The 18,797-nt window shown below is 72.9% G+C and carries 19 protein-coding genes and 1 riboswitch; of the genes, 3 read left to right on the plus strand and 16 right to left on the minus strand.

The genetic code is table 11. From position 1 onward, the window contains the following. The 9 genes from lnt to GCG21_RS04715 form a co-directional block, all read right to left on the minus strand. Positions 1-1,518, minus strand: a complete 1,518-nt coding sequence (lnt, locus tag GCG21_RS04675) for an apolipoprotein N-acyltransferase (RefSeq protein WP_152818121.1) — start codon at positions 1,516-1,518, stop codon at positions 1-3. Positions 1,519-1,799: 281 nt separating this feature from the next. Beyond that, a complete protein-coding gene (locus tag GCG21_RS04680; RefSeq protein ID WP_152818122.1) occupies positions 1,800-2,690 on the minus strand; it encodes a hypothetical protein in 891 nt (296 codons plus the stop codon). A 69-nt stretch (positions 2,691-2,759) separates the two neighbouring features. After that, positions 2,760-5,573, minus strand: a complete 2,814-nt coding sequence (locus GCG21_RS04685; protein WP_152818123.1) for an RNA helicase — start codon at positions 5,571-5,573, stop codon at positions 2,760-2,762. A gap of 31 nt (positions 5,574-5,604) precedes the next feature. After that, complete coding sequence (locus GCG21_RS04690; RefSeq protein ID WP_152818124.1) at positions 5,605-6,558, minus strand: diacylglycerol kinase family protein; 954 nt, start codon at positions 6,556-6,558, stop codon at positions 5,605-5,607. Continuing rightward, positions 6,555-7,391 carry a twin-arginine translocase subunit TatC gene (gene tatC / locus GCG21_RS04695; protein WP_152818125.1) on the minus strand — a complete coding sequence of 279 codons (837 nt, stop codon included), beginning with the start codon at positions 7,389-7,391 and terminating at the stop codon, positions 6,555-6,557. Before tatC ends, GCG21_RS04690 begins: the two co-directional genes overlap by 4 nt. A gap of 54 nt (positions 7,392-7,445) precedes the next feature. Further along, positions 7,446-7,751 carry a twin-arginine translocase TatA/TatE family subunit gene (gene tatA / locus GCG21_RS04700; RefSeq protein ID WP_152818126.1) on the minus strand — a complete coding sequence of 102 codons (306 nt, stop codon included), beginning with the start codon at positions 7,749-7,751 and terminating at the stop codon, positions 7,446-7,448. A 2-nt stretch (positions 7,752-7,753) separates the two neighbouring features. Next, positions 7,754-8,143, minus strand: a complete 390-nt coding sequence (locus tag GCG21_RS04705; RefSeq protein WP_152818127.1) for a hypothetical protein — start codon at positions 8,141-8,143, stop codon at positions 7,754-7,756. Positions 8,144-8,257: 114 nt separating this feature from the next. After that, complete coding sequence (locus GCG21_RS04710) at positions 8,258-9,238, minus strand: YafY family protein (protein WP_152818128.1); 981 nt, start codon at positions 9,236-9,238, stop codon at positions 8,258-8,260. Beyond that, a complete protein-coding gene (locus GCG21_RS04715; RefSeq protein WP_152818129.1) occupies positions 9,235-10,329 on the minus strand; it encodes a YafY family protein in 1,095 nt (364 codons plus the stop codon). The genes GCG21_RS04710 and GCG21_RS04715 overlap by 4 nt, the downstream gene beginning before the upstream one ends. A gap of 147 nt (positions 10,330-10,476) precedes the next feature. Between GCG21_RS04715 and GCG21_RS04720 the strand changes: the two genes are divergently transcribed. Both GCG21_RS04720 and GCG21_RS04725 read left to right on the plus strand, forming a co-directional pair. Further along, positions 10,477-11,559, plus strand: a complete 1,083-nt coding sequence (locus GCG21_RS04720) for a DUF3866 family protein (protein ID WP_152818130.1) — start codon at positions 10,477-10,479, stop codon at positions 11,557-11,559. Then, positions 11,552-11,878: a co-chaperone GroES gene (locus tag GCG21_RS04725; protein ID WP_255475302.1), complete on the plus strand. Its 327-nt coding sequence runs from the start codon at positions 11,552-11,554 to the stop codon at positions 11,876-11,878. The genes GCG21_RS04720 and GCG21_RS04725 overlap by 8 nt, the downstream gene beginning before the upstream one ends. Before the next feature lie 24 nt (positions 11,879-11,902). Here the strand turns inward: GCG21_RS04725 and GCG21_RS04730 are convergent, their stop codons facing one another. From GCG21_RS04730 to rpe, 6 genes are all read right to left on the minus strand, one after another. Then, a complete protein-coding gene (locus GCG21_RS04730) occupies positions 11,903-12,349 on the minus strand; it encodes a PH domain-containing protein (RefSeq protein WP_152818131.1) in 447 nt (148 codons plus the stop codon). Positions 12,350-12,352: 3 nt separating this feature from the next. Further along, complete coding sequence (gene hisG / locus GCG21_RS04735) at positions 12,353-13,195, minus strand: ATP phosphoribosyltransferase (RefSeq protein WP_152818132.1); 843 nt, start codon at positions 13,193-13,195, stop codon at positions 12,353-12,355. An 8-nt stretch (positions 13,196-13,203) separates the two neighbouring features. Then, positions 13,204-13,467: a phosphoribosyl-ATP diphosphatase gene (locus tag GCG21_RS04740; RefSeq protein WP_153877956.1), complete on the minus strand. Its 264-nt coding sequence runs from the start codon at positions 13,465-13,467 to the stop codon at positions 13,204-13,206. 11 nt (positions 13,468-13,478) lie between these two features. Next, positions 13,479-14,534 carry an ABC transporter substrate-binding protein gene (locus GCG21_RS04745; protein WP_152818133.1) on the minus strand — a complete coding sequence of 352 codons (1,056 nt, stop codon included), beginning with the start codon at positions 14,532-14,534 and terminating at the stop codon, positions 13,479-13,481. Further along, a complete protein-coding gene (locus tag GCG21_RS04750) occupies positions 14,528-15,262 on the minus strand; it encodes an ABC transporter permease (protein ID WP_152818134.1) in 735 nt (244 codons plus the stop codon). Before GCG21_RS04750 ends, GCG21_RS04745 begins: the two co-directional genes overlap by 7 nt. A gap of 82 nt (positions 15,263-15,344) precedes the next feature. Next, a riboswitch (FMN riboswitch) is annotated at positions 15,345-15,479 on the minus strand. Between the two features lie 39 nt (positions 15,480-15,518). After that, entirely contained in the window at positions 15,519-16,190 is a 672-nt protein-coding gene (gene rpe / locus GCG21_RS04755; RefSeq protein ID WP_153877954.1) for a ribulose-phosphate 3-epimerase, read from the minus strand. A gap of 102 nt (positions 16,191-16,292) precedes the next feature. Here rpe and GCG21_RS04760 point away from each other — a divergent pair, with 102 nt between their 5' ends. Continuing rightward, entirely contained in the window at positions 16,293-17,087 is a 795-nt protein-coding gene (locus GCG21_RS04760; RefSeq protein ID WP_370517277.1) for a GAF and ANTAR domain-containing protein, read from the plus strand. Positions 17,088-17,103: 16 nt separating this feature from the next. Here the strand turns inward: GCG21_RS04760 and GCG21_RS04765 are convergent, their stop codons facing one another. Next, a complete protein-coding gene (locus tag GCG21_RS04765) occupies positions 17,104-18,672 on the minus strand; it encodes an RsmB/NOP family class I SAM-dependent RNA methyltransferase (RefSeq protein ID WP_152818136.1) in 1,569 nt (522 codons plus the stop codon). Between the last annotated feature and the right edge of the window lie 125 nt (positions 18,673-18,797).

Raw genomic sequence — 18,797 nt, forward strand, 5'->3', positions numbered from 1 at the left:
TCAGCGGTGACGGCGGTGGGAGACCACTCCCAGAGTGAACCCTATCCCGGTGAGCGCGAGCAGCAGGACGACGGGGGCGTCGCCCAGTCGGTCGGCGAGCGTGATCGAGGTGCGCAGCGGAAGGTCGGCCGCGAACTCCTCGGCCGTGTACAGCCCGGTCTGCTCCGAGACGGACCCGTCGGGCATGATCACCCCGGAGACGCCCACGGTGGAGATCTGAACGACCGCCCGGCCGTGCTCGACCGCCCGGAACCGGGACATCGCGAACTGCTGGGTCGATTCCGAGGTGTACCCGAACGTCGCATTATTCGTCGGCACGAGCAGGAACTCCGCGCCGGCGAGGGCGGCGTCGCGGGCCACCGAGTCGTAGGCGACCTCGAAGCAGATGATCGTTCCCACGTCGACCGAACGGTCCGCCAGCGGCACGGTCAGGTTCGCCACCTCCGTGCCCCGGGCCATGTCGACCTGGACCAGGTCGACCGCCGCGGAGAACTTCCGGGCGATCGAGCGCATCGGGATGTACTCCGCGAACGCCGCCGGGATCTGCTTGGCGTAGGCGTCCCCCGCCCCGGTGACCGGATCCCAGATGAGCATCTCGTTGTAGCGGGCGTCGTCGGTGTAGCGCACCGTGCCCACCAGGATCGGGACCCCGGCGCTCGCTGCCGCCTCCTCGACGAGCGCGCGGGCCTGCCGGTTCGAGCGGGGGTCGCGGTCCGCGGCGTTCTCGGGCCACACGACGAGGTCGACCGGTCCGTGTTCGGCGATGAGCCGCTGCGTGCCGCGGACGTGGTTGGTGGTCACCTGGAGGGCCTCGCCGAACGCGTCCAGCCCGGGCTCGGCCACGTTCCCCTGCACGGCCCCGACCCGCAGGGTGCCGGCCTCTGCCCGGGTGTCGAGGCCGATGAGCAGCGGGGCCCCGAGCCCGAGCGCGAGGATGAGCACGGCCGCCGGCACCCGCACGAGATCGAACCGGCGGGCCGCCTGCCAGCCGACCCCGGCGACGCCGCCGAGGAGGGCGACGACGAAGGACACGCCGATGGCGCCCACCACTCCGGCGAGTGCCAGGAGCGGGCCGTCCGTCTGGGAGAACGCGAGCCGCCCCCAGGGGAACCCGCCGAAGGGCCAGACCTGACGCACCTGTTCGGCGCTCGTCCAGGCGGCGGCGAAGGCGATCGCGGCGAGGAGGCCGCCCCGGCGCAGCCCGGGCATCCGCCGGATCCACGCGTAACAGGCGCAGCCCGCCGCCATGATCAGGCTCTCCGCGACCGACAGCGCGATCCAGGGTACGGGCCCGACCGCCTCGCGCGCCCACCACAGATGGGGCAGGAAGAAGCCGACGCCCCACGTGAAGCCGACCAGGACGGACCACCGGGCCGAGTCCCGGCGCAGGGCCAGGAAGAGCATCGCCATCCCCACGAGGGCCAGCGGCCACAGATTCCGCTGCGGGAACGCCGCGTCCGTGAGCACTCCGGCGAGGGCCGCCGACACGAGGGTGGTGAGGCGGCGCGGAGTGTGCATATGCTCCAGGATACGGTGCCGTCGCGACGCATCGGACGCGGGGTGGCGCGGCGAGGATGGCCCGGCCGGTCCGCGCGTCCTTCGGTCCGTCACGGCGCTGCCGTGGACGTTTTCTATGGAACTCGCGGATCCGGCCGGCCCGTGCTTCGTTGACGAAGCCACGCCTCACGAAGATACCGACGACACCGGCTTCACACAAACCCGCGTTCGTGCAGGTCAGCAACGTCTGCGCAGGTCAGACGCCCACGATCGGCGCGGGTGACTTGGGCCCCGTCGGCGTGTCAGGCTGGACGGGGAAGGATCGACTCGTCCCACGCGACGACCTCGCCGGCGGCGAGGGTGAAGGCGTGCACGGGGCGGACCTCGTCGGGGCCGAGCGCCGGGAGCAGCGGCGTGCCCGCGCGCGGATCGGTCGACCAGGACGCGACCCGCTCGTCCGGGGTCTGCACGGCGAGCGCCTCGACGGCCCAGCCGGCCACCGAGGCGGGAGAGCCGACGGCGATCGTGCCCCGCGGAATCGCGGCGGGCGGGCCGAGGCGCCAGACCTGACGACTGTGGGCGTTGAAGGCCGCCCGGGCCGTCAGCGGTGCGGGTCCGGTGCTCACGGCCGCCGTGATGGTCGACCACGGATCGTGCCAGTCCCGGCCGCCGCTTCCGAAGGCGACGAGCACCCCCTCGGCGACGAGGCGGGCGAGTGGGAGGGCGAATCCGCCGTCGGCTGCCGCGGTGACGACGACGGCGTGCGCGCGGACGATCGCCTCGACGTCGCCGTCGGTCAGGGTGAGCGATCCGGGCAGGTGCAGCCGCGGGGGCCCTCCGGCCACGGGGCCGGCGCTCGCTCGCTCGAGCGCGGCGCCGAGGGCTCCCGCCTCCCGCACGTGGACCGCGGCGATCTCGGTCACCTCGAGTCCCGGCGCGGCCAGGGTGGCCGGCGCCGCCACCTGTGCGGCGACGACTCCCGGGGGCACCGCGCCCTCCCCCGCGGGCGCCCACGCATCCGCGAAGGCCGGGGTCAGCAGCAGGCCGTCGAGGTCGACGACGGTCTCCGCCGCCAGCGTGTCGGCGGTGCTCTCCTGGCCGATCCAGGCGATCGTGCCCCGGTCGATGAGCACCGCGGTGGCGAATGGGTCGCCCACGGAGTGGATGGTGCCGTTGCGTAGCAGCAGAGTCATGCCCCCATTCTCACCCAGGAGGCACGCGCACCCGACGGCGGCCGCCGGTCCGTGTCGGGGCCGGCGGGCTCAGCCGAAGACGTCCTGGGCGACGACCCCGCGGCGCACGAGCCGGATGGCCGCCCGGGCCCGGTCGCGCTGCGCGGCGGTCGGGGCGGTGAGGGTGAGCTGGTCGAGCAGGTCGAGCACCTGCCGGGCCCAGCGGACGAAGTCACCCGCGGCGAGGTCGGCGCCGCTGAGCACGCTGTCGAGTCCGCCGCCGGAGGCCCAGCGCAGCATCGGGAGCACGAGCCCGAGATCGAGCGGGTCCCCGGCCGTCAGTCCCGTGCCGCGTTCGAGCGCGGCGACGTCGTGGCTCACCGCGACGGTCCGCAGGAGCGCCCGGCCCAGCTGCCCCTCCCGGCCACCGGGGACGGGTGGAAACGGGGAGACCTCGTCCCCGCGGGCCTCGTACAGCACCCCGGCGACGACGGCCGCGAGTTCCGGGGCGTCCAGGTCCTGCCAGAATCGTCCGCGCAGGCTCTCGGCGACGATGAGGTCACGCTCGGAGTAGATCCGGCGCAGCCGCCGCCCCTGCTCGGTCACGGTCAGCCCGCCCGCGCCCGCCGGCTCCTCCTCGGCGCCGGAGTCGTCGAGGTATCCGAGCGCGAGGAGGACCTCGCACACGCGGTCGAAGTCCCGGGCGATCGAGCTCGTGCGGCCCTCGATCCGGCGCATGAGCTTGTCGTGTTCGACCTTGAGCCGGTGCCATCGCTGCGCCCACCGGGCGTGGTCCTCCCGTTCGGCGCAGCCGTGGCAGGGGTGGGCCCGCAGCGCCGCCCGGAGGCGGGCGAGGTCGTCGTCCGAGCCGGCCCTCGAGGGCAGCCGCTCGGGGCCGGGAGCGGCGTGGGCGAGGGCGCCGAGCGCGGCCCGCATGCTCGCGCCGAGATCCTTGCGGTCGTGTGGACGACGCGGGTTGAACTGCTTGGGGATGCGCACCTGGGCGATCGCGCGGGTGCCGTACGGGAGCTCGGCGCCACCGAGGCGGCGGACCCGGGACTCGTCCGTGAGCACGAGCACGCTCGGCCCGTCGAGGTCGGCGCGGTCGGGGCGTTCGAGCACGACCGCATGCCCGGACCGGCGCCCGCCGGGCAGCTGGATGACGTCGCCCCGGCGCAACCCGGCGACCGCCTCCGCCACGGCCTCCCGCTGCTCCCGGGATCGGGAGCGGGAGAGCTCCTTCTCGCGTCGGCTGATGCGATCGCGCAGCTCGATGTACTCTCCGAAGTCGCCGAGGTGACACGACATCGCCTCGGCATAGCCCTCGAGGGCCTCGGTGTGCGCGCGCGCCTGCCGCGCCAGCCCGACCACGGCCCGGTCGGCCTGGAACTGGGCGAAGGAGGTCTCGAGGGTCTCTCGCGCCCGGGCCGCCCCCGTGGCGTCGATGAGGTTGACGGCCATGTTGTACGTGGGCCGGAAGGCGGACCGCAGCGGGTAGGTCCGTCGGGACGCGAGCCCGGCGATGCCCACCGGGTCCATCCCGGAGGAGTAGAGCACGACCGCGTGCCCCTCGACGTCGATCCCCCGCCGGCCGGCCCGGCCCGTGAGCTGGGTGTACTCCCCCGCCGTGACGTCCGCGTGGCGTTGGCCGTCCCACTTGTCGAGCTTCTCGAGCACGACGCTGCGCGCCGGCATGTTGATGCCGAGGGCGAGGGTCTCGGTGGCGAAGACGACCTTGATCAGCCCCGCCGTGAAGAGCGTCTCGACTGTCTCCTTGAAGACCGGCAGGAGGCCGGCGTGGTGGGAGGCGACGCCCGCGAGCAGGGCCTGTCGCCAGCTCCAGAATCCGAGCACCTCGAGATCCTCCCGCGGGAGGGCCGCGGTCCGCTCGGCGAGGATCTCCTCGATCCGGTCCTGCTCCGCCGGCGTCGTCAGCCGCACGCCCGAGGTGAGCAGTTGCAGCACCGCGGCGTCGCAGCCCGCACGGGAGAAGATGAAGACGATCGCGGGCAGGAGTCCGGCCCGGTCGAGGCGGTCCACGACGATCGAGCGCGGGGCGGGGCGCACCTGCCAGGGCCGGTGTCCGCCGCGCTGTCCCCGCCGGTGCCCGCCGCCGGAGCCCCGCCGGCCCGGGCCGCCGCCGCGGGAGCCTGGACGGGAGCTCTCCGCGTCCCGGATGGCCTCGACGAGATCCGGTGAGATCGGCGGGTTGACCCCCGGTGCGGTCGGGTCGACCTCGGAGGCGTACAGGTCGACGAGCCGGGACCCGACCATCACGTGTTGCCACAGCGGCACGGGCCGGTGCTCGGAGACGATCACCGCCGTGTCGCCGCGGACCTCGGTGAGCCATTGCCCGAACTCCTCGGCGTTGGAGACCGTGGCCGAAAGGGAGACGAGCTGCACGTCGTCCGCGAGATGGAGGATGACCTCCTCCCAGACGGGCCCGCGGAACCGGTCCGCCAGATAGTGCACCTCGTCCATGACGACGTAGCCGAGCCCGCGCAGCGCATCCGAGCCCGCATAGAGCATGTTCCGCAGGACCTCGGTGGTCATCACCACGACCGGTGCCTGACCGTTGATCGACGTGTCCCCCGTGAGCAGGCCGACGTTCTCGGCCCCGTGCACGGCGGTGAGGTCGGCGAACTTCTGGTTGCTCAACGCCTTGATCGGCGTCGTGTAGAACGCCTTGCGCCCCGTCGCCAGCGCCGCATGGACGGCGTACTCGCCCACCACGGTCTTGCCCGCGCCGGTCGGGGCCGCCACGAGCACGCCGCGGCCCTCGTCGATCGCCCGACAGCCGTCCCGCTGGAACTCGTCGAGGGCGAAGGAGTAGCCGAGCTCGAAGCGCTTCGACCGACTCGAGCGGGAGCGCGATGCAGCGTAGCGTTCTGCCGGGGAGGTCATGGTGTCAGCCTACGGCGCGCGGGTGCCCACCTCAGCCGGGTCCCAGGAAGCGCACGGCGCCGGGCCGGATCGTGGCCTCGAGGGGCACGGCCCCCAGGGGTTCGCCGTCGGCGAAGGCCACCGGGACCGGGCTGGGATGGCCCTCGATCGCCTCGATCCGCACGTGCCGGGCCCGGAGGACCTCCACGGCGGGGTGATCGACGTGGGTGCCCCGGTACACCCGCGGGAACACGCGCAGGAGTTCGGCCCGGCCGATGTCGCGGGCGATGACGACGTCGATGAGCCCGTCGTCGAGGCGGGCGTCCGGGGCGATCGCCATGCCTCCGCCGAAGGTGCGACCGTTCGCCAGGGCGACGAGGGCGCCGTCGAACTCCCGGGTGGCGCCGTCGATCGTGAGCCGGTAGCCGTAGGGTCGGAACGTGCGCAGCTCCGCGAGCACCCCACGCACGTACCGTGCCCCGCCCCGGGGCCTGCGGTAGGAGTTGGCCCGGTCGTTCACGGCGGCGTCGAAGCCGGCCGAGACGATCGCCGCGGCCCAGTCGAGCCCGTCCGGCCGCGTCGAGACGCGCGCTGGGTGCGGCGCCGCGACGGTGGTCTCGATGGCGTCGATGCGCCGCGGCGGGCCGCTCAGGGCGGCGCCGATGAGGGCGATGCCCGCGGGCACGTCGTGGATCGGCAGCCCGAGGCTGCGGGCGAGATCGTTCCCGGAGCCGACGGCGATGAGACCGAGCGGGGTCGGCGTGCCGGCCACGGCGTTGAAGCCGAGGTGGGCCATCCCGTCCCCGCCGACGACCACGAGCGCGTCGTAGTCCGCCCGGGCGGAGTGCGCATGACGCAGCGCGTCGGTGGCGCTCTGCCCGGAGAGGTCGACGACCTCGTAGCCGCATCGCGCCAGTTCGGTCAGCACGGTGTGCCCGCCGGTGCGGCCGCGGCCGTGGCCGGCGACCGGATTGACGATCACACCCAACCGGTGCGATCGCCTCATCGGGACCGGTCTGTCACATCCGCCGGATTCGCCCCGATGGTCTCCGCAGGCTCCCCCGACCCTGCCGAACCCGCCGACTCGTCCTCGGCGGCCAGTTCGGCGTCGAGCGCGGCCCGGCGCTTCGCGATCCGCTTGTCCTGTCGCACGCTGAAGAAGACCGCGATGAAGTAGAGGGCGATGATCGGCGAGGCCATGATGAACATGGACACGACGTCGGTCGTCGGCGTCGCGATCGCGCAGAAGAGGAAGATCGCCAGGATCGCCCAGCGCCAGCCGCGCAGCCAGGTCCTCCCCTTGACGATGCCCATGGCCGAGAGCACGACCATGAACAGCGGCATGAGGAAGGCAGCCCCGAAGGCGAGCACGAACTGCATGACGAACTTGAGGTAGACGTTCGCGTCGATGAAGTTGACGACGCCCTCGGGGGTGAACTGCGTGAGGATCGCCACGGCCTTGGGCAGGACCAGCCAGGCCATCGTCGCACCGGCGAGGAACAGCGGCACCCCGGCCGCCACGACCGCGATCGTGCGGCGGCGTTCCTTCTTGGTCAGGCCCGGGGTGATGAAGGCCCACATCTGGTAGAGCCACCACGGGGCCGACACGAGCGTGCCGACGAAGAGGGAGATCCGGATCTTCAGGTCGAAGGACGAGGCGATCGCGGTGAAGTTCAGCTTGGCGACCAGGCCCCGGTCGTTCAGCTTGTCGAACGGCTCCTGCAGGATCGCGAAGACGAGGTCGAAGGCGAGCCACCCGATGACGGCGCCGACGACGAGGCCGATCGCGCCGAGCATGAAGCGCCGCCGCAGCTCCCGCAGATGGTCGCCCAGCGCCATCTTTCCTTCCGGATTTCCCTTGCGGGAGAGTCCGGGACGTTGGGCCACGGACGACTACCGGTTGGTGTCGGCGGGGGGCGTGCTCGGATGCGGCGCGGCCGGCGGCTGCTCGGGCTGTGCGGGAGCGGCCTGCGGCGACGGGGCGGACGCGGTTCCCTCGACCACGGGGGGCGTGGCCGCGGTCGAACCGGTGGTGCCCGTGTTCACGTTCGTGTCGTCCTTGAGCTCGCGGACCTCCTGCTTGAAGATCTTGAGCGACTTGCCCACGTTCCGGGTGATGTCGGGCAGCTTCGAGGCGCCGAAGAGCACGATGACGATCCCGATGAGGACGAGCCAGATGACTGGATTCTTCAGACCCATGACTATTCTCCGCCTTGTGTGGAAGGTGTGTGGTTCATTCTAGACCGCGGGTCCGGTCGCGCCGCGACCACGCGTTCCAATTGCCAGCGGGTGAGCGTCCGGCGGCGTCGTTCCTGCGTGCGCCGGCGGCGCCGCGCGCGGTTCTCCTCGATCCGGGCACGCAGCCGGATCCGCCGCTCCGGGCTCGCCGCCAGATCCGGGGTGAACGCGGGATCCGGGCCGCGTAGCTCGGTCAGCTCCTCGATCCGCTCCTCGAGCCGTTCGAGCACGATCGTCGTGTCCCGCAACTGGGCGAGGAAGCGTCGGACCTGCCGATAGAGCCGCAGGGCCAGCCACGTGGCACCGGCGAGCGTGGCGACGACGAGCACGCTCCAGACGATGACCCACTGCATCCGCACAGGTTAACCCAGCGATGAGCACGCGTTCCACCGCGGGTGAACGGGGCACGCATCTGCGGCCCAACCGTGACCTGGCCGATGGGCCCCTATGGGCCCCCCTATGGGCCCCTATGGGCGCTGTTCGCCGGCCGCGTCGGGGCGCTCGAACGCGGCGTAGGCCTCGAGTGCGGCCCGCGCCGAGCCCGCCACGTCCCGCGCCACGGGCCCTGGGCCGACGCCCAGGAGCAGCGGGCCGAGTTCGAGACACAGCCGCCGGAGCCAGCGGGGGTCGGTCACGCCGAGGTGGAGGGTGAAGGAGCCGTCGTCGTGGTCGTCGACCCGGGTGTGCGGCACCTGATCGGCCACCCAGCGCGCCCGGCCGGCCAGTCGCAGGGCGACCTGGTCGCCGGCGGCCCCCGGGCCGCGCCGCCCGGCATGCCCAGCAGGTCCGGCGTGCCGAGCGCGCGGGACCGGCAGGGCCGAGGCCGAGAGGATTCGGTCGAGCCGGAACTGCCGGGGCGCGCGGGCCCGGTGGCACCAGGCGTCGAGGTACCAGTGCTGCCCGTCGGTCAGGAGCGTGAGGGGGTCGACGTCCCGCTCGGTCTCCTCGTCGGCGGCGGAGAGGTAGCGCAGCCGCACTCGCCGGTCGGCGGAGATCGCCGTGGCCAGCAGGCCGCGATGCTCGGCGGGCTCGGGGCCGTCGATGCGGACCGCCTCGGTCAGCCGGGCGGCGTCGCCCGCGGCCTCGCGCAGCTTGACGGAGGTGGAGGCCACGAGCGCGTTCTCCCCGATGACGGCGGCCAGCGACTGCAGGGCCACGAGGAGCGCGACGGCCTCCGCCGGATCGAGTCGGAGCGGGGTGGACATCGACTGGTCGTCCGTGAGCGTGAGCACGCCGTGGTCGTACTCGTCGGCCGCGAAGTCGATGAGGTCGCCGTGCAGGTAGCCGGGGGCGCCGCTGACCCACAGCGTGTTCACGTCCTCGAGCACCTGCTGCTCGCGCACGCCGAAGTGTTCGGCGACCCGGGCCACGGGCACGCCCGGGTTCTCCTCGAGGTAGGCGATGAGCGCGAGCAGGCGGGCCAGCCGGTCGGGGGCGTGATCCGTCATGACGCGCTCCCCTCGGCCGGCGCCTCGCCCGCCTGTTCCGCCAGGCCCGCGACCGCCCGGAGCCGCGCGAGCACGGCTGCCCGCAGGTCGGCGGGGGCGAGGACGACGACGGCGTCCCCGTAGCCGGCGAGTTCGCCCGCGAAGGTCTCCGGGTCCGCGACCTCGATCTCGAGGACGTCCCGCTCCTCGCCGGCGCCGTCCCGCTCGGGATCGCTCGCCCTCCCGCCGAGTCGTCCGGTCACGCGCCCGGCGGCGCGCAGGCGGCCGGCCCGATCGGTACGGACGGCGAGCTCCGCCGTCACGAGGGTAGACCGAGCAGACCGAGTAGGCCCTGTGGACCCTGGAGACCCGCCGGATTCCGCCGGGTCCACGTGCGCGGGGGGAATCTCGATCGGCGCGCCGTCGGCGAGGCGGGTCACGGCCCCCTCGATCCGGGAGAGCCGGAAGGTTCGCCGGTCGCCCCGGTCACGGTCCCACCCCACGAGGTACCAGCCGCGTTCGCGGGCGACGATGCGCCACGGCTCGACCCGTCGCCCACTCGTGCGTCCGGTGCGGGCGGCGTGGTAGGAGAACGTGACCGCGACCCGGTCGGTGATCGCCCCGAGCAGGTCGGCCAGGGACTCCTGCGGCGCCGACAGCACCGCCGCCCCGGCGAGCCATGGAGACGGATCCGGGCCCGTCTCCCCGGCCTCCTGGGGGCTGCGGGCGCGCAGCTTCGTGAGCGCGCGCCGCGCCGATCGCGCCACCTGGGAGTCCTGCCAGGCCTCGGCCGCCAGCGAGAGCACGCCGAGCTCGGCCGTGGTGAGCCGCACCCGCGGCAGCTCGTAGTCGTCCATGTCGATCCGGTAGCCCACCTCGTCCTCGTGGACGACGCTCGTGAGGGTGAGCAGCGGAACGCCCAGCCTGCGCAGGGTCTCCTTGTCGCGGTCGAACTTGCGCTCGAAGGCCTCCTGCGCACGACCGCCGCCCTCGCCGGAGCCCTCGTAGCCGCGCACCCGCCGACGGATCTGCTCCTTGGTCATCATCGGGCGCGCCTGCGTCAGGGCGATCACGAGGTCGAGGAGGCGTTCGTGGGCGGGGACTGCCGTCATTCCTCGGTCCCCGGACGGCCCGGCGTTCTCATGGGAGTCAGCCTAGCCGCACCGGCGCACCGGACGGATCGGGCCGGCTGGAGACGCTCGGGCCGGATCGGGCCGGATCGCAGCATGGGACGGGGCGGGCACGGTACGTTGCGAGGCATGATGATCTGGCGAGAGGCGACGGTCCGGGCCGAGGACGAGGGCTGGCCCGGGGTGCAGCAGCTGCGGGCCGAACTCGGTGACGGCACGCCGGTGCGCGCGCTCGCCTACACGGATCTCGTGGGGGTGGCCCGCGTGGGCGAGCGGGTGCTGCTGTCCGCGGCGGCGCTCGCCAAGGGGCTGGGAACGGGGGGCTTCGCGTTCGTCGTGGCGATCCCCGACCGACTCCCGGCCGACCCGCCGCCGGGCCCGGGTCACATCGTCAAGGCCCGCTATACCCCGATGCAGACGGTCCGGCTCGGCGTCGACGAGCAGGAGTCCCCCCATCACGAGGTGCTCGCCACCGCCGACGACCTCGGCGGCCTGCCCGTGATCACGGCCGATCTCCACTCGGCCCTCCCCGCGATCGCGGCGGGCGTGCGGGCCCGCGCCCCTCGGGCACGGATCGTCTACGTCATGACCGACGGCGGCGCCCTGCCGGCCGCGTTCTCCCGGACGATCAGCGCCCTGCGGGAGGCCGCGTGGATCGCCTCGGTCATCACGGTCGGGCAGGCCTACGGGGGCGACCTCGAGGCCGTGAACGTCCACACCGGGCTGCTCGCCGCCCGGCACGTGGCCGGCGCCGATCTCGCCATCGTGGCCCAAGGGCCGGGAAACCTCGGCACCGGCACCCGGTGGGGCTTCTCCGGCACGCACGCGGGCGATGTCCTCAACGCCGCCGCGGTCCTCGGCGGCCGACCGATCGGGAGCCTGCGGGTCTCGGGCGCCGACCCACGCGAGCGGCATCGGGGCATCTCCCACCACTCCCTCACCGCGTACGGGCGCGTGGCGCTCGCCCCGGCGACGATCGTCGTGCCCGACCTGCCGGGCGGGCTCGGTGACCTCGTGCACCGGCAGGCGGGCACGCTCCCGGACCGGCACACCCTCGTGACCGAGCCCGTCACGGGCCTCGACGAGGCGCTCGCCACCTCGCCCGTACGGCTGAGCACGATGGGCCGCGGCCACGACCAGGATCCCGCCCCGTTCCTCGCCGCCGCGGCGGCGGGCCGGTACGCGGCGACTAGGCTGGGTGACCGTGGCTGATCTCACCAGTGGCACCCTGCCGATCATGATGCTGCACGACCGCGTGATCGTGCGACCGGACGCGGATTCCGAGCGCCGCAGCGCCGGCGGGATCCTGATCCCCGCGACGGCCGAGATGGCGTCCCGGCTGGTCTGGGCGGAGGTGCTGGGAACGGGGCCCGAGGTGCGTCACGTGACCACCGGCGACCACGTGCTCTTCGCGCCGGAGAACCGACACGAGGTGGAGATCCAGGGCCACAGCTACGTCATCCTGCGTGAGAAGGACCTGCACGCCGTGGCCGCAGAACGGGTCGAGGTCTCCACGGGCCTGTACCTCTAGTCCGCACGGCTTCGGACCCGGCCCTCACGGATTCGGATCGGTCCCCTCCCGGTCCTGCACCCAGCCGGCAAGCCGCCGCGCCTGCTCGTGCCCGTAGGCGCCGTCGGCGGACTGGATCGCCATGACCGGCCACGTCGTGCCGTCGTCCAGGTCGAGCTGGGCCCACGGCCGGTCCGGACCGAACCGCACCGAGACGATCGACTCCCACGGGAGGAGCCGCCGCCGCACGAGGTTGCGCACGTAGAGACCCTGCGCGGTGGCACGGGCCACGACGAGCGCCTGCAGCAGCAGGAACACGGCGGCCCCGAGTGCGAGGGCGATGATCCACAGCGCGAACATCGACTGCAGCAGGCCGTCGAGTGCGAGCATGACCATGAGGGTGGCGGCCCCGCCGAGCGTGAGTACCACGAGCCCGCCGGCGACCCACCGGGTGGCCCGGGGGCGGAGCGGCGAGGCCGTGGTCTCGGACATCGGTCAGAGGCGACAGGCTTCGATCGAGGTGACCAGGATCGCCCGGGCACCCAGGTCGTAGAGCCGGTCCATGGTCCGGTGCGCCTGCTCCGCGTCGACCATCGCCCGCACGGCCATCCAGCCATCGGAATGGAGCGGGGAGACGGTGGGCGATTCGAGCCCCGGCGTGATCGAGACCGCCACGTCGACGAGGTCCTCGGGCACGTCGTAGTCCATCATCACGTACTGCCGGGCGACCTGGACGGACTTGATGCGCCGGTCGAGGATCTCCATGCCCGCCCGCGGCTCGCCGGTGGGCCGGATGAGCACGGCCTCGGACTCGAGGATCTTCTCCCCGAAGACCTCGAGTCCGGCGGCCCGCAGGGTCGCACCGGTCTCGACCACGTCGGCCACGAGGTCGGCCACGCCCAGGTGCACGGTCGACTCGATCGCGCCGTCGAGCCGCACGACCGTGGCCTCGACGTCGTGGTCGCGCAGGTAGTCGCGCACGACCCCCGCATAGGAGGTGGCCACGCGCTTGCCCCGGATGTCGCCGAGCGAGGCCATCGTCCCCACCGGTGCGGCGAACCGGAACGTGGAGCGCGCGAAGCCGAGGCGGCGATGCTCGACCGCCTCGACCCCGGAGTCGAGCATGAGGTCGCGGCCGGTGATCCCGGCGTCGACCGTGCCGGCGCCGACGTACACCGCGATGTCGCGCGGGCGCAGGTAGAAGAACTCGACCTCGTTCTCCGGGTCGATGAGCACGAGCTCCCGGCCCTCGCCGCGCTGGCGGTAGCCCGCCTCCCGGAGCAGGTCGGAGGTGGGGCCGGCGAGGGCGCCCTTATTCGGTACAGCGATCCGCAACATTCGTTCCTCTAAAGGTGCTTGTAGACGTCGTCGAGAGTGAGGCCCTTGGCCACCATGAGCACCTGGAGGTGGTAGAGCAGCTGCGAGACCTCCAGGGCCGTGTCGTCATCGGTCTCGTATTCGGCGGCCATCCACACCTCGGCCGCCTCCTCGACGATCTTCTTGCCGATGCCGTGCACCCCGGCGTCCAGCTGTGCCACCGTGCCCGAGCCCTCGGGTCGGGTGCGTGCCTTGTGTGTCAGCTCTGCGAACAGTTCCTCGAAGGTCTTCACGACGGCCCAGCCTACTGGTTCGCGGCGATCTCGTCGGTCACGGCCTCACCGGGCGAGACGGCGCCCTCGAGCAGCCCCTGGGCGGACATGAAGTCGGCCATCCCCTGCCAGCGCCCGACCTCGGGCGTGCCCCAGGCCGCCGCGTCGACGTCCCCGTAGAGCGGGATCGTCGCCTCGATGCTCCGGCGCATCGCCTCCTCCTGGTCCGGGGTGATCGTGCCGGGGATGTGCTCCCGGGCCGCGTCGATCGCCACCTGGGGATCGGCGACGATGTCCTGGACGGCCCGGTGCACCGCCGTGAGGATTCCGGCGAGGGCGGCCGGCTCGGACTCGATCATCGCGCCGGCCGCGCCCATCCCCACCCCCACGAGCGGCACGGGATCCTGGTCGAGGACCCGCACGGCCAGCCCCGCGGAACGGAACTTGGGCACGTCGTTGTTGACGAATCCGACCACGGCATCGACCCGGCCGGCGCTCAGGGCGGTCTGCTGGGTGAAGCCGATCTCCGCGATCGTCACATCGTGCTCGGTCAGCCCGGCCTGTTCGAGGGCGGCGAGCAGCCCGAACCAGCTCTGCCCGTAGCGACCGGGGATCCCGATGCTCGCGCCCCGCAGGTCGGCCAGCGTGTGGATCGGCGAGTCCGCCGGGACGACGAGGCGCACGGGGTAGTCCTGGTAGACGGTGGCGAAGTCGACCACGTCGACGCCCTGGGAACGGGCCTGCAGGATCTCGTCGCCGGCGGAGACGACGACCTGCTCGACCCCCGCGGCGAGGGCCCCGAAGAGATCCTCGTCCTGGCCGTGATGACGCAGGGTGACCTCGACCCCGGCGTCGGTGAAGTAGCCGGCCTCCTCGGCGACGTACCACGGCGCGAACTGGATGTTCGGCACGTAGGTGAGTCCGATCGTCACCGGCGTGTCCGCTCCCCCTCCCCCCTGCCCCGGCGGGGAGCCGGCACCCGAGGCGCCGTCGGCCGCTCCCCCACCTCCCGCACCACAGGCGGCGAGCGCGAGCGCTCCCAGGGTGAGCAGCGTCGTCCCCACGATCGAACGGCGGATCGTTACCATTCCAGCTTCCTCTCCAGTAGGCGCACCAGCCCGAACAGGGCGATGGCCGCGAGCACGAGCGCGCCGAGGACCGCCATGAGGCCGGCGGTGTCACCGCGATCGCGGTACACCGCCAGCAGCTGCCCGAGCCCTTGGCCACCCATGACGAACTCCCCGACCACCGCTCCGGTGACCGAGAGCACGAACCCGTTGCGGACCCCGGCGAGGATCGCCGGAAGCGCGAGGGGGAACTCGATCCAGGTGAGCAGCATGACCTGGCCGGCACCGTCGACGCGGGCGGCGCCGATGATGTCGGGATCGAGCCGGGTGAAGCCGAGCACCGTGTTGATGGTGATCGGGAAGAACACCATGAGGGTGCACAGCAGGGCTGTGGGCAGGGCGCCGTAGCCGACCCAGACGACCAGCAGCGGCGCGAGGGCCACCGCGGGGATCGCCTGGGATGCGGCCAGATAGGGCCCGATGGCGGCCGAGACGACCGGGATGTGGGCGATGAGATAGCCCAGCGGAAACGCGATGGCGACACCGAAGACGCAGCCCAGGACGCTCACGCCCAGGGTGACGACGGCGTGGCCGAGGAGGCCCCCGGCGGTCAGCTCCAGCCAGAGGCGGGAGACCACCGCACCGGGGCCCGGCAGCACCTGCGGGCCGGCGACCGGCGCGAGGAGCGACCACAGCAGCACGCCGACGGCGCCCAACACCAGGGGCGCGACCAGCCTGCGGGTGAGCATCGCGTCCACCTTCCCGGACGTATCGTCCGGGGCAGGCGACGCCACGCGCGTTCGCCTGGAGACGGCGCATGTCGGATGCGCCGCGTGCTTCCTCCCATCCGGACTCTCACCGTCGGTCCCGGAATTCCACCAGGTCAACCGTTCGCCCGATGATGCTGGGCGCGCGGGTCGCGGACTGTCACCGCCGGCTCGGAATTTCACCGACCCCGGAGCACGTCAAACTCGGGGCCGAGTATATCGCCTCGTGCCCGCCGGGTCAGGCCGCGGGGGTGCGCTCTGCCTGCGCCAGCCGGCGCAGGGCCTCGATCTCGGCGTTCGGGTCGGCGGCCGAATACACCGCGGAGCCGGCCACGAACATGTCCGCGCCGGCGCGGGCGGCGGCGCCGATGGTCGCGCGGGAGACGCCGCCGTCGACCTGGACCCAGATGTCGCGGCCGGTGGCGTCCACCGCCGCCCGGGTGCGGGCGATCTTGCCGAGCGTGCCCTCGATGAAGGACTGGCCGCCGAAGCCGGGTTCGACGGTCATGAGCAGCACCATGTCGAACTCCGGCAGCAGGTCGACGTAGGCGGCGATGTCGGTGGCGGGTTTGAGCGCGATGCCGGCCCGAGCGCCGGCGGCCCGCAGCTCCCGGGCGAGGCGCACGGGCGCGGCCGAGGCCTCGGCGTGGAATGTGACCGAGGCCGCACCCGCCCGCGCGTACTCGGGTGCCCAGGTGTCGGGATCGGCGATCATCAGGTGCACGTCCGCCGGCAGCGTGATGCGCTGAAGCAGGCGTTCCACCACGGGCAGCCCGAACGTGAGGTTCGGCACGAAGTGGCTGTCCATCACGTCGAGATGGACGAAGTCGGCGTTGCCGATGCGGGCCACCTCCCCGGCCAGGTCGGCGAGGTCGGAGTTGAGCACGCTCGGAGAGATTCGGATCGTCACCGGACCCACAGTAGCCGGGCCCGCCAGGCCGGGGGCCGAGCCGGCGGCGCGGGCGAGCGATAGGCTCGTCGCCCAGATCGACCGCGCCCGCTGAGGCGACCGGTGAGCCGGCTCGGCGTCGACGGGGAGGAGGCCGCGGGAATGATGAGAGAACGGACGTTGGCCGGTGCGGTGAGCGAGCTCGCCGACCTGCTGGTCGGCGACTATGACGTCGCCGACCTCCTCGACCTCCTCGTGGCGAAGATCGTGCTGCTGGTCGACGTCGCCGAGGCCGCGCTGCTGCTACCGGACCAGCACGGTTCGTTGCAGGTGATGGCGTCCTCCGACGAGCGGGCGGGACTGGTGGAGTTGTACCAGGCGCAGGCCGGCGAGGGCCCCTGCCGCGATTGCCACCGGACCGGCGAGATGGTGCGGGTCGCGGATCTGAACGAGGCGACGACCCGCTGGCCGCGGTTCGCGAGGCTGGCGCTCGAGCAGGGATACGCGGCGGTGCACGCGATCCCGCTGCGATCGCGCGACGAGGTCATCGGCGCCGTGACCCTGTTCGGCACGACCCCCGGCGACCTGCCCATCGAAGCGCTGAGCCTCGCCCGAGCGCTCGCGGACGTGGCCACCATCGGGATCGTCCACGCCCGTGCCGGCGGCCGCCGTGATGTCCTGGTCGCGCAGCTCGAGCACGCGCTGCACAGCCGCATCGTCATCGAACAGGCCAAGGGCGTCCTCGCCGAGCGGGATCGGACCACCGTGGACGAGGCCTTCCGGGCCCTCCGCGATTTCGCTCGCCGGAACGGGTACCGGCTGACCGACGTGGCGCGCGAGGTCGCCGAACGCCGACTGCCGCCGAATCCCATCGTCGAAGGCCGGACGTGGCCCGGGCGCGTCGGTGGGGAACCCTGAACGTCGGCCACTCGAATCAGGTGCGGCGCAGGAGGGCGAGGAACACCGCGTCGGTGCCGTGCCGGTGGGGCCACAGCTGCACGTACGGGCCCTGCTGATCCGCGAGTTCGGTCACGGCGACCCGGTCGAGCACCTCGACCGCGTCGACGACGGCGACCGGCGTACCGGCCGCGGCGGCCCGTTTGATCACGTCCGACACGACGAAGCGCGTCTCGGCCACGTGGGGTGAACAGGCCAGGTAGCCGATCATCCCGCCCACGCGCGTGGCCGCGATCGCCGACAGCGTCAGCTCCCGCTGAAGTGCGGCCAACCTCGCCAGGTCCGCCGTGCTGCGACGCCACTTGGCCTCGGGGTGTCGGCGCAGCGCGCCCAGGCCCGTGCACGGCGCGTCGACGAGCACGCGATCGTAGGCCGCGGGCTCGTGCCCCCCGACGAGCCGGCCGTCCCCGGTGCGCACCGTCACGTCGATCGAGCCCGGAATCGCCCTGAGAGCCGCGCGCACCTGATCGCTGCGCTGCTGGAACAGCTCATTCGCAACGAGCCGGCGGGTGCGCCGGCGCCGGTCCTGCCCATGGCCCGCCTCGGCCTCCCCCGGCTCGGGGACCTCCTCGTGAAGCGGGCTACCGGTGCGGGCCGCGAGCCACGACGCGAGCAGCGCCGCCGTGCCTCCCGGGCCGGCGCACAGGTCGAGCCAGGTCCGATCCGGTCCCGTGATCGGGGCCGTCGCGAACGCCAGCGTGAGCAACTGGGAGCCCTCGTCCTGCACGCCGACCAGGCCCTCCTTGACCATGGTCAATGCACCGGGATCCCCGGCCTGAAGGACCCGTGCCGTTGGGGCGTACCGGCCCCGGGTCGTCTGCGGCAGATCCACCAGGTCAACGAGCCCGGGGCGCACTGCGAGCGTGATCGGCGCGGGCGCGTTGTTCGCCTCGAGCAGCGCGGTCAGCTCCTCCGTCGCCGCGCCGAGCCCCTGACGGAAGGCTCGCACGATCCACTGCGGATGGGAGTGGATCCGGCCCAACCGCTCGTCCTCGGAGGCCGCAGCCGCCTCGATCCGCTCCAGCCAGGCGTCCAGATCCCGCTCGGCCACCCGTCGCAACACCGCCGCGACCGATTGCGACCGGGCCTGGCCGAGCTCCGCATGCGCCAACGCCACCGTCTCCGAGACGGCGGCGCCCGCAGGAACCTGCATCGCCAGCAGCTGGTGACAGCCGAGGCGCAGCACGTCCAGCACCTCGTCATCGGGTTCGCCGAGCCGCCCCGCGGCCGCGATCGCGATGATCCGGTCGTACCGGCCCCGCAGCCGCAGGGTCCCATACGTCAACTCCGTGGTCCAGGCGGCGTCTCCGCCGTACACACCGTGACGGCGCATGAGCGCCGGCAGCACCCACTCGGTGAACGACTCGCCGTGCACGACCGCCCGCAACGCGGCATACGCCGTGGTGCGGGCCGGATCGACCGCCCAGGCATGCTCCGCGGCGCGCCGGCGGGACCGAATAAGGCCCACGGCGGACGCCACCCCGGTCGCCCGGCGGACACCCGTCACGTCGACGGCCCCGGTCTTCGAGAACTCCTGTGTTGACATTCAGCCACCTACCCGACATCGCGCACGAGGGCCATCGAGGTGGCCCTGATGGAATTCAAGTCGAGGGTCGGGGTCTGGGACCGTCTGCACGCAGCCTATCCACATCGTGCCCGGAACGCGAACGA

Origin of the sequence: Pseudactinotalea sp. HY160 (assembly GCF_009372055.1) — a bacterium.
In the GTDB taxonomy this organism is placed as follows: domain Bacteria; phylum Actinomycetota; class Actinomycetes; order Actinomycetales; family Beutenbergiaceae; genus HY158.

What these genes read in the sequence shown, in the direction of transcription:
- GCG21_RS04680 (WP_152818122.1), bottom strand. Translation starts at nt 2,690, where the DNA reads ATGACTCTGCTGCTACGCAACGGCACCATCCACTCCGTGGGCGACCCA.
- hisG (WP_152818132.1), bottom strand. Translation starts at nt 13,195, where the DNA reads ATGTTGCGGATCGCTGTACCGAATAAGGGCGCCCTCGCCGGCCCCACC.
- GCG21_RS04720 (WP_152818130.1), top strand. Translation starts at nt 10,477, where the DNA reads ATGATGATCTGGCGAGAGGCGACGGTCCGGGCCGAGGACGAGGGCTGG.
- GCG21_RS04690 (WP_152818124.1), bottom strand. Translation starts at nt 6,558, where the DNA reads ATGAGGCGATCGCACCGGTTGGGTGTGATCGTCAATCCGGTCGCCGGC.
- GCG21_RS04745 (WP_152818133.1), bottom strand. Translation starts at nt 14,534, where the DNA reads ATGGTAACGATCCGCCGTTCGATCGTGGGGACGACGCTGCTCACCCTG.
- GCG21_RS04730 (WP_152818131.1), bottom strand. Translation starts at nt 12,349, where the DNA reads ATGTCCGAGACCACGGCCTCGCCGCTCCGCCCCCGGGCCACCCGGTGG.
- GCG21_RS04750 (WP_152818134.1), bottom strand. Translation starts at nt 15,262, where the DNA reads ATGCTCACCCGCAGGCTGGTCGCGCCCCTGGTGTTGGGCGCCGTCGGC.
- lnt (WP_152818121.1), bottom strand. Translation starts at nt 1,518, where the DNA reads ATGCACACTCCGCGCCGCCTCACCACCCTCGTGTCGGCGGCCCTCGCC.
- GCG21_RS04705 (WP_152818127.1), bottom strand. Translation starts at nt 8,143, where the DNA reads ATGCAGTGGGTCATCGTCTGGAGCGTGCTCGTCGTCGCCACGCTCGCC.
- GCG21_RS04685 (WP_152818123.1), bottom strand. Translation starts at nt 5,573, where the DNA reads ATGACCTCCCCGGCAGAACGCTACGCTGCATCGCGCTCCCGCTCGAGT.
- tatC (WP_152818125.1), bottom strand. Translation starts at nt 7,391, where the DNA reads ATGGCGCTGGGCGACCATCTGCGGGAGCTGCGGCGGCGCTTCATGCTC.
- GCG21_RS04710 (WP_152818128.1), bottom strand. Translation starts at nt 9,238, where the DNA reads ATGACGGATCACGCCCCCGACCGGCTGGCCCGCCTGCTCGCGCTCATC.
- GCG21_RS04765 (WP_152818136.1), bottom strand. Translation starts at nt 18,672, where the DNA reads ATGTCAACACAGGAGTTCTCGAAGACCGGGGCCGTCGACGTGACGGGT.
- GCG21_RS04715 (WP_152818129.1), bottom strand. Translation starts at nt 10,329, where the DNA reads ATGACGGCAGTCCCCGCCCACGAACGCCTCCTCGACCTCGTGATCGCC.
- tatA (WP_152818126.1), bottom strand. Translation starts at nt 7,751, where the DNA reads ATGGGTCTGAAGAATCCAGTCATCTGGCTCGTCCTCATCGGGATCGTC.